At 36.5% G+C, this 14,183-nt stretch carries 14 protein-coding genes; 8 read left to right on the forward strand and 6 right to left on the reverse strand.

Going from position 1 to position 14,183, the window contains the following annotated elements; all coding sequences use genetic code 11:
* Position 1: 1 nt before the first annotated feature.
* The 4 genes from FLUTA_RS09405 to FLUTA_RS09420 form a co-directional block, all read right to left on the reverse strand.
* Entirely contained in the window at positions 2-946 is a 945-nt protein-coding gene (locus FLUTA_RS09405) for an endo alpha-1,4 polygalactosaminidase (protein WP_013686635.1), read from the reverse strand.
* An 8-nt stretch (positions 947-954) separates the two neighbouring features.
* Entirely contained in the window at positions 955-1,785 is an 831-nt protein-coding gene (locus FLUTA_RS09410) for a hypothetical protein (protein ID WP_013686636.1), read from the reverse strand.
* A 23-nt stretch (positions 1,786-1,808) separates the two neighbouring features.
* Positions 1,809-2,951, reverse strand: a complete 1,143-nt coding sequence (locus FLUTA_RS09415) for a glycosyltransferase family 4 protein (RefSeq protein WP_013686637.1) — start codon at positions 2,949-2,951, stop codon at positions 1,809-1,811.
* 88 nt (positions 2,952-3,039) lie between these two features.
* Complete coding sequence (locus FLUTA_RS09420) at positions 3,040-3,567, reverse strand: DKNYY domain-containing protein (RefSeq protein ID WP_013686638.1); 528 nt, start codon at positions 3,565-3,567, stop codon at positions 3,040-3,042.
* A gap of 490 nt (positions 3,568-4,057) precedes the next feature.
* On the opposite strand from FLUTA_RS09420, the gene FLUTA_RS09425 reads away from it, so the two are divergent.
* From FLUTA_RS09425 to rodA, 8 genes are all read left to right on the forward strand, one after another.
* Positions 4,058-4,786, forward strand: coding sequence for an FkbM family methyltransferase (locus FLUTA_RS09425; protein ID WP_013686639.1), 729 nt, complete (start codon positions 4,058-4,060; stop codon positions 4,784-4,786).
* Between the two features lie 9 nt (positions 4,787-4,795).
* Complete coding sequence (locus FLUTA_RS09430; RefSeq protein ID WP_013686640.1) at positions 4,796-6,238, forward strand: oligosaccharide flippase family protein; 1,443 nt, start codon at positions 4,796-4,798, stop codon at positions 6,236-6,238.
* Positions 6,239-6,259: 21 nt separating this feature from the next.
* A complete protein-coding gene (galE, locus tag FLUTA_RS09435; RefSeq protein WP_043024215.1) occupies positions 6,260-7,285 on the forward strand; it encodes a UDP-glucose 4-epimerase GalE in 1,026 nt (341 codons plus the stop codon).
* Positions 7,272-7,997 carry an outer membrane beta-barrel protein gene (locus tag FLUTA_RS09440; protein WP_013686642.1) on the forward strand — a complete coding sequence of 242 codons (726 nt, stop codon included), beginning with the start codon at positions 7,272-7,274 and terminating at the stop codon, positions 7,995-7,997. The genes galE and FLUTA_RS09440 overlap by 14 nt, the downstream gene beginning before the upstream one ends.
* A gap of 64 nt (positions 7,998-8,061) precedes the next feature.
* A complete protein-coding gene (gene mreC, locus FLUTA_RS09445) occupies positions 8,062-8,910 on the forward strand; it encodes a rod shape-determining protein MreC (RefSeq protein WP_013686643.1) in 849 nt (282 codons plus the stop codon).
* A gap of 36 nt (positions 8,911-8,946) precedes the next feature.
* A complete protein-coding gene (locus FLUTA_RS09450; RefSeq protein ID WP_148235418.1) occupies positions 8,947-9,429 on the forward strand; it encodes a rod shape-determining protein MreD in 483 nt (160 codons plus the stop codon).
* Positions 9,426-11,309, forward strand: a complete 1,884-nt coding sequence (locus FLUTA_RS09455) for a penicillin-binding transpeptidase domain-containing protein (protein WP_013686645.1) — start codon at positions 9,426-9,428, stop codon at positions 11,307-11,309. Before FLUTA_RS09450 ends, FLUTA_RS09455 begins: the two co-directional genes overlap by 4 nt.
* 133 nt (positions 11,310-11,442) lie before the next feature.
* Positions 11,443-12,840, forward strand: coding sequence for a rod shape-determining protein RodA (rodA, locus tag FLUTA_RS09460; RefSeq protein WP_013686646.1), 1,398 nt, complete (start codon positions 11,443-11,445; stop codon positions 12,838-12,840).
* 77 nt (positions 12,841-12,917) lie between these two features.
* Here rodA and FLUTA_RS09465 read toward each other — a convergent pair whose 3' ends face one another.
* Positions 12,918-13,631: a DUF2490 domain-containing protein gene (locus FLUTA_RS09465; protein WP_013686647.1), complete on the reverse strand. Its 714-nt coding sequence runs from the start codon at positions 13,629-13,631 to the stop codon at positions 12,918-12,920.
* Positions 13,631-14,059: a hypothetical protein gene (locus FLUTA_RS09470; protein ID WP_013686648.1), complete on the reverse strand. Its 429-nt coding sequence runs from the start codon at positions 14,057-14,059 to the stop codon at positions 13,631-13,633. Before FLUTA_RS09470 ends, FLUTA_RS09465 begins: the two co-directional genes overlap by 1 nt.
* Positions 14,060-14,183: the final 124 nt, after the last annotated feature.

Consider the following 14,183-nt stretch of genomic DNA (forward strand, 5'->3'; position numbering starts at 1 on the left):
GTTAGTCTTTGTGGTAAAGAAAGTAAAACCCTTCTACGTTATCCAAATACGCCCCATCAAATCCTGCATCCAACAATTTCTGAGTGTACGAATCCGATTTTCCATAAATGATTTCTTGCCAGTCTTTCTTCCAAAATTTCACCCAAATTTCATCTTTGTAGCCGTCGTATTTTTTCTTCAGCCATAGCGGATGATGCAGCCCCCAAGTTTTCTTCCAGTAATAGCGGTATTTTTCTGCTGAACCAATATTCATGTATGAAATCACTAATCGCTGTCCACCATTTAATTTGGTTTTCAGGCTTGCTACCTCTGTTGAAGTCAATAATTCATCCCCAAAAAAAGCGTCAATAATCACCACATCAAAGTTCGTTTGCTGAATAGCTGAGAGAAAACTCGCTTTGTCGGAATAATTGTCTGTACTAATCAAATAGAGGTAATTCTGAGCCTGAGTAAGCGTTTGAATGTTATTTGCATTTTCGTGATAGACGGTTGAAGGAATATACTTGTAATCGTAATTGGAACTAGCTCTTGGAAAAGCGATGAATTGTTTGTCATCTGCAGACTGAAAAGCATTGGAAGTATTGGAGTCATCGCTCAAATAATCCGCTACCATGATTTTTAATTCTGGACTTACTTGTCGAAGTATATTCAGACGGTAATCATCGGGGGAATAAGATGATCCGTTGTAGAATAATTCCTCCACTCCATAGCCATCAATTGCTTGGACCAATCTAGGGTTTACAGAATTTTCGGGATCAATATCATCAAACAGAATTTCCTCTCCGTTTTGAGGAATCAGAATAAAATCTGGATCTTGAGCACGTGCATAATCACTGATTGCAATAATGAAATCCTGCATGTTAACACCTGCTTTTCGCGTTTTCTTCTCTTTGCAGGAGAAAAGGAATAGTATTGCAATCAGGAAAAAAGTTAGTTTCGATATCATTTCACGCATTATTTTCGGTATTCATAGATAAACTCAAATTCCTGAATAGACTGATCTCTTTTGTTTTGCAGAAGAACTTTGCTGAGTAATCCATTTTCCAAATAGTAAAATTCATCCGTTTCATACTGCTCACATTTTTCATCAAACCAATTTTCAGTCTTGGAGATTAAAGTTCCATTTTTGTCATAATGATAGCTTGTTTTTACGGGATGTTCATAAATGCCAGGCTTGAATGCCAGTTCAATTCGTTCGGAAGTTTCAACCCTTCCCTTGGAATCAAAATTGATTTCTTCATAGTATGTTGTTTTTCCCCAACTGCGATATGGAACTTTTGCATGAACTTTTGTAATCCAAATAGTGTCCTGGTTGAAGTGCGAAGTATCCACTGTTTTTGCAGAGGTGAAGGAATCGAGTGTATATTCACCTTCTGAATATGAATGAAAGTTCATATGTGAGGTGATTTTTGAAATCGTGTCGTCACTGCGAAGAAATACATTCTTAATAGGATTTTCTGAGTTTGGAATGTAATTTATCTGAGCTGCCATTTTTCCATTTTCATCGTAATACCGATAAATAATCTCTTCTACTTCTTCATAAATACCTAAAAGCTGATTGTATTGAAAATCGTATTTTTTTGAAATGATTGTTTGTCCTTTTTCATTAAAAACAACATAAGAGCTATCGGTATTTGATGCAGTTGTATCCGTTTTGATTACTTGAATGACTTTGCGTACGTGATTCTTCACCAACGCTTTTTTGTCTAAATAGTGAAATACAACTTGGGAGTGACAAATTGAAATAAACCCAAAATACATCAGAAAAAACAACCCTTTTTGCATAAAGAATGAATTTGAGTCCTATTTTAAATAGTGTTGCCTTGGTTTGGCGTACCGACATCAGCTATAACGTTCCAAGTGGCTTCTGCAGTATGGTCCCATGAAAATAATTCGGCGCGTTCTAGACTTTTTACTTTCAATTCTTGGTATTTCTGTTCGTCAACAACCAACTCTGTCATTGCTTTTGAAACCTCTTCTGTGTCGAATGGATTTACATAAATGGCCGCTTCACCTGCCACTTCAGGCAAACAAGTCAGATTTCCAGAGATAATTGGAATACCACAGCGCATAGCTTCAACTAATGGAATTCCAAATCCTTCAAAGTATGGAATGTACGTGAGGGCAAAGGCTGCACCCATGAATTTGTTCAATTCTTCCAAAGAAACATGTCCTGTAAAACGAATCCGTTTTTTCAAATTTCCAGAAACTTCAGGAATAGAAGACGCATTATTGCCCCACAAACTTTCGCCAACAATTAATAAATCAATGTCGTTATTTACTTCAGCAAATTTTCCAAAAGCTTCTATTAATCGTCCCACATTTTTGCGAGGATGAATTGCTCCTACAAAAATAAAGTATGGCCGACCTTCTGTTTTTTGTGTTCGTACAGCTTGAATTTCGTCGTCACTTAATGGAACAAAAGATTCCGAAGCTCCGTTCCAAGCAACCGTTATTTTAGAAGGTGAAATGTTGTAAGATTGAATGATATCCTGTTTCGAATACTCAGAAACAGTGAGGACATGCGCTGCCTTTTTCGCAAATTTCGGAAAGTATTTGCGTAAATACCTCAAAGGGCTTGCTGGAATATCTTCTGGGTGATGTTCGAAATTCAAATCGTGGATTACACCAATTTGTGGAACATCGGATTTTAAAGACAAGTATCCATCAGGCGAATAAAAGACATCTATTTCGTATTTCTTGAGTGCTCGTTTGATGGAATGTTCAAACCACCATACAAAAAGAATTGGATGACGAGCAGGCGGAAACAAAACAACGGGTGTCACATTTTTCGCAAAAACAAATTTCTCATCAAACTTTCGATCGAAGAAGAACACAAATTCGTGTTCTGGATGTGCTTCCACCATACGTTTCACCACTTCAAAAGTGTACCATCCGAAACCTTCCATTTTGGAAGACAACAAGAATCGAGTATTTATTCCAATGCGCATTGGAATCGAAGGTACAAACTACTTTGCGTTCTTTGCATCTCTGCGGTAAAAAAATAAATAGGAAGCATTTCTTTTGCTTGAAGTAAACTCATTTATGTTTCCTCCGCTTTGCCTCAAAATTTTCGTAATCCTTGTAAGTTTTCACAGACTTAGGATTCAAACCTTCCACAATTTCACCGTGAAAGAATACGTGTTTTTTATCTTTACCTAAGCCAAACTCAATAACCTGAAAGGTTTCAAGATCGGCTTTCACCAATTTAATGAATGTTCCATCTGTTGTTCCATACTCCCAATAGATGCAATTTTTGTCTTTCTTATAGTCAGAATTCGCATTCAATTCTTGGTAAGTTGATACGTCAATATCTGGCACTTGCCGGTAGAATCTGGGCCCATAATTTTCTGGTGGATTGATTAATTGTTCTGTTTGGATGTACAATTTCCCGTCATCTCCGCGAAAAAATTGATGGTCAAGAGCTGTATAAGTCCGCAGATCATTGTAAACAACACGAAATTCACCGCCGTCAGCCATGGATTCAAAATAGTATTTGTTAGAATAATCTTTGTAATAGCCATCACCTAATTCTTGAAATGTTGCTAGATCGATGGTTTGTTTCAAATCATAAATTGAATCGGATGCAAATTCTCCTTCATCGCAATTACTTCTGAATCGTTTAATGAAAATGGGTCTTTTTACTTTCCCAGTTTCATCAGATTTGTCAAAACATAAATAGTAAAGATTCTTTTCTTTGTCCTGGTATAGATCATTTCCAACTGATTTGAATGAAACCGTTTCTCTTATTGTGCATCCCCACCATAATTAACAAGATATTCTCCAGAGGGATACGTTTTCATACTTTCCTGAGCTGAAATTGAAGTGTAGTTAAGAACACCTAAAACAAATAAAAAAGGAATCAATTTCATGTTATGAAGATTCGTGTGGATGATACTAAGTTATAAAAAGGGAAGTATTTGACAAGAGAGTTTTTTGTTTTAAAGTTGGTTCTGAACTTCTTTTCCAAGAATGAACGACACATTTATCCAAAATATCTAAAATAATAAGACGCCTTCTTTCCAACTTTTCATAACTTCGCGACATCTTAGTGAAAATGAAGAATAGCGTTAAATATATTTTACAGAAATTGTTAGGTTTACATACCTATCTGTATGTCTTTGCGCTTTACAAAATTAGAACCCTACGCTCCGACAAAAAAGAGAATGATTTCTTTACTTTTTTATCCTTATTGAAAGATGGTAAAGGAGATGTTTTAGATATTGGAGCGAATTTGGGAGTTATGACTGTTCATTTGGCCAATACCCTTCCAAATACAACTATTCATGCTTTTGAACCAATGCCTGCAAATGTAAGTGTTCTCAAAAAGATCATTGCAAAATTTAAGTTGTCGAAAGCTAAAATTCACGAGATTGCCCTTGGAGATGAGTCTGGAACTGCAAAAATGGTTTTGCCTGTAAATGGAAGTACAATCATGCAGGGTTTAAGTCATGTGAAGCACGAAACAATCACGGAGTGGAATGAAGGCCAGGAAGTAGATGTGAAGTTGGACAAGTTGGATAATATTTTAAATGGTCAACCAGTTCAAGCTATTAAAATTGATATTGAGAATTTCGAATATTTTGCGCTTAAAGGTGCTAATAGAATTATTACATCAAACAAACCAATCATTTATGCAGAACTTTGGGACAATGAAAACAGGTCCAAATGTTTTGATTATTTGAAATCGTTCAATTATTCGGTTTATGTTGGCGAGAATAAATCGATTGTTTTGTTTGATTCATCTAAACATCACACACAAAACTTTATTTTCATCGCAGAATAACATCGGCTAATGCAGAAACTGTTTTTAAAGGGATTAGGCATTACGCTATTGTTGAATTTACTTGTTAAACCAGCTACTATTTTCTTGGTTGATATCAAGATGCAAAATGAGCTAGGTTCTGCAACGTATGGAATTTTCCAGACGATGTTGAGCTTCACTTTTTTGTTTTCCATGTTTTTGGATATGGGAATTACCAATTTCATGACTCGGATGATTGCTCAGCACCCACACATGATTTACAAATACAGCAATCGCCTCTTTACTTTTCGTCTGATTTTAGTGGTGATTTATGTTCTTTGGACAGTTTCACTCTTTTTCATCTTGCAATTTCCAATGCAATGGTTTTGGGTCTTGAGCGCATTGATTGCACACCAAATCAGTATCATCACAGTGAATTATGTCCGCGCATATACGGGCGGATTGCTAAAGTTTAGCTTAGATGCAGCACTTTCTGTGGCGGAAAGAAGTGTGTACTTTATTTTCGGTGGAATTTTGATGTATACCACTTTTATTGAGCCTATTAACTTAGGGTGGTTTGTTACTGCTTTTGTAGGTTCTTCTGCAATTTCATTAGTCATTGCAACTTTTATTTACTTGAAAATTGTTGCCTTTCCAAAATTTCATTGGGACACAGATTTTTTCAAAGCCATTTTTAGACAGTCCTATCCTTATGCAATTTTAGTTATACTCATGATGTTGACGGCGCGTTTAGACGCGGTGTTTATCGAAAAACTTCATCCTGATGGTACGAATCAAGTTTCGTATTACACACAAAGCTTTCGCTTACTAGATGCCTGTTGGATGTTTGCTGTTTTATTCGGAAGTATTCTTTTGCCTGTATTCTCTAGACTTTTGAAAGAAAATGGTTCCACAACTGGAATTATGACAACAGCATTAAATATTCTATTTTCAGGTGGTTTACTGATGGTAGTATTTACAATTGGAATCAAAGAAACGATGTTTGATATGTTGTATGAAGACGCGAACGCGTATTCCTATTACACTTGGGTTTTCCATTCAATCGCCTTTATTCCAATGTGTTTCACTGTTGTTTTTGGAACGCTTTTAACTGCAAATGGATCTTTGAGAATCTTGAATCAAATTGCTCTATTATCCTTAATTGTTGTGTGTATTTTGAATCTTGTTTTAGTTCCATTTTTTGGCGCAATTGGCGCGGCAATAGCATTTTTAGTTGCGCAATCTATTTTAGGAGTTCTTCAATATTTCGTGGTGAGATATAGAATGAAACATCTATTAGCAAAAAACACGTGGTTAAAATTATTTATACTAAGTCTCTGTTTAATTGCGTTTATGTTTGCTGAGATTGTTTTTCAGTGGAGTATTCTCTATTACATTGTTGGTTTAGGCTTGTTGTGGGTTGTTTTGGTTTTTGGTCTAAAAATCATTGATTTGGTTCAAATATTAAGCTTGCTCAGTAAGAAGGAGAATTAAATGGAGTTATCTTTATCTCAGATGATTGAAAGCAAAGAAATTCTTGTAACAGGTGGAACTGGTTTTATTGGTTCTCATACGGTTGTTGAGTTAATTGAGTTGGGGTATGAGCCCATTATTTTGGATAATTGGTCCAATTCTAGTCAGGCAATTCTAAAACAAATTAGCGCAATTACAGGTAAAGACTGTGTTTTTTACCACGGAGATATGCGCGATTTAGAATTTTTGAGATCTGTTTTCAAAAAACATTCAATTTCTGGAGTGATTCATTTTGCAGCTTTTAAAGCAGTTGCCGAATCGGTTGAAAAGCCATTGCATTACTACGACAATAATTTGGGTGCTCTTCTAAATTTATTGAAATGTTTGGAAGAATTTGAAGTAAATAAAATCGTTTTTTCGTCTTCCTGTACCGTTTATGGAGTTGCAAATAGTTTGGATCCCTTAACGGAGGAAATGCCAGTTGGGAAACCAAATTCACCCTATGGCTGGACAAAATGGATGGCGGAACAAATACTGATGGATATTGCTAAAGGAACATCTCTACGGCCTATTTTTTTAAGATATTTCAATCCAATGGGAGCACATGTTAGTGGAAAATTAGGAGAACTGCCTCTTGGACCACCAAATAACGTACTTCCATATATTACCCAAACTGCAGCTGGAATAAGAAAAGAATTAACGATTTTCGGGAATGATTATGACACTCCAGATGGAACGTGTGTGAGAGATTATATCCACGTGATGGATGTGGCAAAAGCTCACGTAAAATCGCTAATGCACTCGTTTGAATCTGCTTTTGAAGTGTTTAATCTTGGAACAGGTAAAGGAACATCCGTTCTCGAATTGGTTCAACTATTCGAACAAGTGACGAGCAAGAAATTGAATTATCACTTTGGTGCCAGAAGACCTGGAGATGTAGATGCATTGTATGCAGATGTATCCAAAGCAAAGAAATTTTTAAACTGGAATACAGAAAGAACCATTGAAGATGCTATTTTAGATGCATGGAAATGGGAACAATATCGCTTGGAGCATGAGATTTCTTAAACTACTTATTTGTTTGCTTATTGCTTGCCAAGGATTTGCGCAGTCGGATAGCATCTATTCAAAACGTGCTACCCGCTATCGTCCTGGAATATTTTGGTTTTTCACTGGGATGAGACCTGGAAAAACAGGAAAATATGACCGTTTAGTAATCGATGTGACTTACAATCAATTACAGAAAACAGGTGGAGTAAGCCAAAATCCAGCACGCTCTTTTGGTTGCAATCTGAACTTGATGTGGGATACGCCACTGACAAAAGCGAAAACGGTTTCTTTCGGAATAGGATTGGCTTATAAATATCAAAAAACGGGTCCAAAAGGATTGTTTTTTGCCGATGGTTCAAATTCCTATACCCACTATTATGCTGATTCCAGTTACATGGATTATCGAAAAAACACCTTTGGAAACCATATTCTTGCAATTCCTATTGAATTTCGTTTTAGAACACATGGATGGCAACACTTCAAAGTGCATATAGGAGGGTCGGTAGGTTATCGCTTACAAACATTTCAGAAAATGTGGCCTGAAAAAAAACATGCGATAAAAGATAAGTCTTTGCCCGATGTGAACAGGTTGGTTTATGGAGTTCATATGAGAATTGGAATTCGTAATTGGGCCTTATTTGCCGATTATACCTTAGCACCCCAATTTAAGAGTAATAAGAGTGACAAAATCAGCGCATTAGCTTTTGGTGTTTCACTTTCACTTTTTTAAATTACATTGTCAAAAAAAATGAAATCCTTCTTTAGATAATCGTTTATCTAACTAATTTTGTGGTATGCGCAATTTGATTGCTTTTTTCAAACGATTTCAGATCTTTTTGGTCTTTGTGTTTCTTCAAGTAGTAGCACTTTCGGCTTATGTTCAATATTCTGATTTTGCGCGCCTACAAGTTTTTTCGAGTGCTTCTATGATCAATGGAAGAATTTACACCGTTCGCAATTCAGTTACCAAGCATTTCAATCTAGAAGGAACCAATCGAAAACTAGAATGGGAAAACGCACGATTGCGTGCGAAATTGAAAGACTCGAATTACAAAATAGACCGAGAACTTGTTCAAATTGAAGATACGAGTTATCATCAGCAGTATTTGTATTTAGCGGCAACCGTTATCAACAATACTTATGATAAGCGAAACAACTATATGACCATTGATATTGGTAAAAATCACGGAATCAAAAAAGGTTGGGGAGTTATTTCTTCCAAAGGAGTTGTAGGAATTGTTCATCTGGTTGGAGAATCGTATGCTGTTGTAAAGACGATTCTTTCTAAAAACATCAATGTGGATGTTAGTATGCGTGATGGCGGTGCATTTGGCTTGTTAAAATGGGATGCCATCAATTCGAAAATTTGTCAAGTAAGTGGTATTTCAAATGATATTACGATTAAAAAATTCACCAAAGTAGTTACACGAGGTGGTTCGGGAATTTTTCCAAGAGGAATTCCTGTTGGTGTGATTACCAAACGAAAATCAATTGAAGGAAAACCTTTGTGGGATTTACAAGTTCGAATTGCAGAAGATTTTAGAACCATTCAGCATGTGTATGTCATTCAGAATGTGATGTTAGATGAATTAAGAGAGTTGGAAGGTAAAATTCCACCAGATAAAGAAGAGGAGGATTTGTAAGTGAATAGTGTTGTACTAAATAGCATTCGGTTTGTTTTGTTTGTACTTTTTCAAGTACTGATCTTAAATAATATTGAACCAGGATTTGGGATTTATCCGATGATTTATCCTTTGTTTATCTTTATGCTCCCATTTCAATTGGGAACGGTTCCATTAATGCTTTTGAGCTTTATTTTTGGATTAGTTATCGATTCATTTTCAAACACATTTGGACTTCACGCTTCAAGCGCTGTAATCATGGCTTTTTTCAGACCACTCATTTTTAAATGGCTTTCTCCTCGTGATGGATACGAAAGTGTTGAGTCTGTCAATGTTTACTCGATGGGTGGACGTTGGTTTTTATACGCATACGGAACCCTTCTTTTAATTCATAATACTTGGTTTTTCTTCATCGAATCGTTTAAACTAAATGAATTTCTTTGGGTCCTTTTAAAAATAGGATTAAGTGTTCCTACTTCTTTTATTTTAAGTTTATTAGTGCAGTTTATTTTTGTCTCCAATAAAAAGGAAATCCGATGAATTTAGATGGCAGAAAATATGTGATACTGGTGTTTTTCATCCTCGTTGGATCAATCTACTTGATTCGTCTTTTCTTCATGCAGGTTGTTGATGATTCATGGAAGTTAAGGGCGCAGGAAATTGCTGAAAAAAGAATCGAAATTACTCCTCCAAGAGGAATTGTTTTCGACCGCCGAAACAAGAAAGTTGTAACCAATAGAAGTTACTACAACTTGATGATGAAACAAGAGAATATTCGTGATTTTGACACACTTGAATTCGCTAAATTAGTTGGTTGGACGAAGCAGGAAGTAAAGGATCGATTCTACCAAATCAAAAAAGGGGAAGGAAAGTATAGAAATCCAAATACGGGCAAATTACAAGATAATTATCAGCCTCAACGTGCTTATCCCTTTATCAAAGAATTAACAATTGATGAAATTACTCGAATTGCTCCTCATTTAGAAAAATTTCCTGGATTTTATGAAGATTTGACTTCTATGCGAAGTTATCCTTTCTCAGGAGGAGCTAATATTTTTGGGTATTTGAATGAGGTTTCTAAAGAAGAAGTTGATGAAGATCGTTTCTACAGAGGAGGAGATCAGGTTGGACGAGCTGGTATAGAACGTTTTTATGAAAAGGAATTAAGAGGACAAAAAGGAATCAAGTACATAGTAACTTCAGCACTCAACAATGCAATTGAATCCTATGCTGGTGGAAAATACGATACTTTGGCAGAGCAAGGACCAGCTTTACATCTTGGTTTGGATATTCAGTTGCAAGTGTATGGTGAAAAGCTCATGCAAAACAAACGCGGTTGTATCGTTGCCATTGAACCAAAAACGGGTGAAATATTGGCTTTGGTTTCAGCACCGAGTTTCGACCCAAATATCTTGGTTGGAAGAAGAAATATTGGTAGAAATTACCCCAAGTTATTGTTGGATGAAGGAAAACCATTGTATCCAAGACCTCTAGCGGCAGAGTATCCTCCGGGATCCATTTTTAAGCTTCTGCAATCCCTGATTGGTTTGCAAGAAGGTGTCATTACTCCAGAATCGGGTTTTCCATGCACCAAATCTATGGTTGGTTGTCACAATCACCCCAATGCCACCAATCTTCCTGATGGAATTAAACACTCTTGTAATCCATATTTCTATTATGTGATGAGACGAATCATTCAACAGGGAAAGAAGCGTTCTGTTTTTGCTGATGCCGAATTAGGATTGAATGAATGGTATGATTATGTGATGAGTTTTGGATTGGGAAGCCAATTTGAAACAGATGTTACTGGAATGCGCTCTGGATTAATTCCAAATTCTGCTTATTACGATAAATGGTACGGACACAATACATGGGCATTTTCAACGATTCGCTCTATTTCCATCGGACAAGGAGAGGTGAAAGTAACACCGCTTCAAATGGCCAATATTGCTGCAATTATAGCAAATAAAGGTTGGTATTACACCCCGCATTTTGTCCGTTCGATTGGAAATAAAGGACCACTTCCGCAGTTCAAAAAAATCCACAGAACCAAGGTAGACGCTGTCAATTTTGACCCGATTATTGAAGGAATGCGAAGAGCGGTATACGAACCGGGCGGAACCGCGAAAAAAGCACAGGTAGAAGGAATGACGGTTTGCGGAAAAACGGGAACGGCACAAAACCCGCATGGGGAAGATCACTCGGTTTTCATTGCATTTGCACCGATGGAAAACCCAAAAATCGCAATCGCTGTGTTTATAGAAAATGCCGGTTTCGGAGGTGTTTGGGCTGCTCCAACTGCAAGTTTGATGATGGAAAAGTACATTCACCGGAAAGTGAAAGATAAAGCAAAGGAACAAATGATCGTCAATGCGAACCTTTTGAACATTAAGGCGCGGCCCAAAAAGAAGAAGGGGTGAAACCCCTGAAAAATGAACAAGCGTTAGTGCAGTTCAACAAAGAGCGGATGATTATTTGAAAGAGTTCGCTTTTGAAAAATGAACAAGCGTTAGTGCGGTTCAACAAAGAAGAATTAATTACGAAGAAAAGTAAATGAGAAGAGAAGATTCCTTGACACAACATGTGGATTGGTGGCTACTTTCAATAGTGGTCATTATGTTGGGTATGGGAATTGCCAACGTTTACTCAGCAGCATACGATCCCGACCATCCCAATATTTTTGATTTTTCTCAAAAGTATGGAAAGCAGATTATGTGGGTTGGAATTTCTATTTTCCTCGGCTTTTTGGTGTTTTTGATTGATTCAGACATTTATCGAAAATTTGCCATTCCTATTTATTTGTTTTGTTTTTCATTATTGATAGTTGTTTTATTTACACCGCCAATTAATGGAGCAAGAGCTTGGTTGGGAATTGGTACAATGGGAATTCAACCTGCGGAATTCATGAAAATTGGAACCGCAATTGTTCTTTCGCGCTATATTTCAACGGTAAACGTGAAGAACCAAAATGTGCAAACAGTATTGATTGCACTAGCGATTGTAATGGTTCCGATGGTAATGATTTTACTACAACCAGATGCTGGAACATTTGTTGTTTTCACTTCGTTCTTTTTTGTATTATATCGGGAAGGAATCACTTTCGATCCATTGGTATTGAAATTGGTAAATATTATTCCGGGAGTTCGTTTTAAAGAAACATGGGTTGGAAGTCACTTTATTCCGATTCTTTTCTACGTCGTTTTTCTTTCCATTGTAACCTTGCTGATGAGCAGCAACAAGTATGAATTTACGTTCTTACCAGGTGTATTAATTCCTGGATTTTATGGAGTAATTACAGTGATTACGGTCATTGCGCTCATTGCTTATTTAGTTTTGAGATGGATTTCTTCCAAAAGAGATCTTCGACGGGTTTTACTAATCATCATTACGGGTTGGTTTTTATCCGTTGCCGTTTCTACAACTGTGAATTTTTCCTTTTCAAGCTTAGCCCCTCACCAAAAGGATCGTATTGAATTGGTACTTGGTCTTCGCAAAGACGATGATGGAAAGGATTACAACCGCAACAGAGCAATGGCAGCCGTTGGCTCTGGAGGAATGTTTGGAAAGGGCTATCGCAAAGCAAGTGTTGCAAGTGTGCGTTCAAATCACGTTCCTGAAAGTGAAACCGATTTTATCTTTTGCCCACTTGCGGAAGAATGGGGTTTTATGGGAAGCCTCGCTATTGTAGGACTTTTTATGGGAATGTTGTTCCGAATAATTGTCATTGCTGAACGCCAACGGTCTACATTTAATCGCGTTTACGCCTATTGTGTAGCAATGATTGTTTTCTACCACTTTGCGGTCAACATCGGAATGAACATTGGATTGGCTCCTGTAATCGGAATTCCTTTACCGTTCTTTAGCTACGGAGGATCCTCTTTAATGTCCTTCTCGATGTTGTTGTTTATCTTGTTAAAATTAGATAGTCAACGAAGGGATGTATTATTCTAAATACTGAACATGTGATTCAGATTGTTTCGAGTGCGGAGTGGTTCGTGAATGACCACGTTGTTCTTTGAATTGAAAGACTATTCCTCAATAATTTCTTCCTCCTTTTTCTTTTTCTTCTTAGCCTTTTTCCATTCGTAAGTGTACTCCAAAGAAAGAATATGTTCGCTGTAATTATTTTTTGAACTGAATTTCTGTCCGTAATAGTAAGTCAAACTAATTTTGTTCGATTTCGGAAGATCAAAATCAAGTGTTAATCCATAACGAACCCGATTAAATCGATTTCCATAAGGTCCAAAATTTGGGTTATAGAAAAATTCCACAGAGGCTTCTGGAGTAATTTTAGATTTTGGTCTATCCCAAGCAACATGAGGTTTTATTCGGAAAGCAGGATCTAAATCACTTCCAGTGGAAACAAACCCTCCAATGTACATTTGATACCTCAAACGAGCCCCAAATTTGATTTGTTCAATTTTGTGTCTAAAATCAGCATTGAAATTTAAGCGGTGACTATTGTCGTAATTTCTGCGCTCATCATAGTTGGTTATGATTCGGTATTCAATAGAAGGTCTAAACCAATCTAATTTGGTGTATTTAACACTTGCTTCTTGATACAAGGTAGCCAACTCCCCAAAGTTGTTGAGACGAAGGTTGGTATTCAAATTGACTTCTAAATCGTATTTTATTTCGCGCTTTATTCCTGCACTAAACCAAAATTGCCCTCTGGTGCTTTGTTGTCCCCAAGATATGGAATAAATGCACAGAACGAGTGTTATTGAAATAAGTGATTTCATCACCAATTTTTTAGGAGTGTAATGGTTCCCAAATCACCTTGTTCCTTCTTACTTATTGTAATCGTTTTACTAACAACTTCTAAGGTTTTGTAGTCATCGTCGTTATTGGGAATGTTATTTCCTTTATGTAAAATCTCACTGTAGCCAAAAATAGTATATGTTCCAGGTTGTAAAAATTCGAATTTGAAAGAACCGTCGTACGAGGCTTCAATCTTGTCGTTATACATGGTATTTCCCTCGCCGTAAACAATGTAAATATCTTCTTTTGCACCACTATAAGTAACGGTGTCGACCTCTTGACCATTGATATAAAGTGTTTCGCTAACAAGAACATTTCCAGTGATTGATGCCCTTCCGCCATCACCTTCTACTTTTTTGCAAGAAGAAATTGCAGCGATAATTGCAATTCCAAAAAATATTTTTTTCATTAGTCGAGTTTAAATAGAGTCACAATATTAAGAGAATTTTAATCAAATAATACTTTTGAAATAAGTAATTGTAAAATAAAAATGAACTTTTTAGCTACTTTTCGTGAAATAATACGTCTAGTGT

Source organism: Fluviicola taffensis DSM 16823, from assembly GCF_000194605.1.
In the GTDB taxonomy this organism is placed as follows: domain Bacteria; phylum Bacteroidota; class Bacteroidia; order Flavobacteriales_D; family Crocinitomicaceae; genus Fluviicola; species Fluviicola taffensis.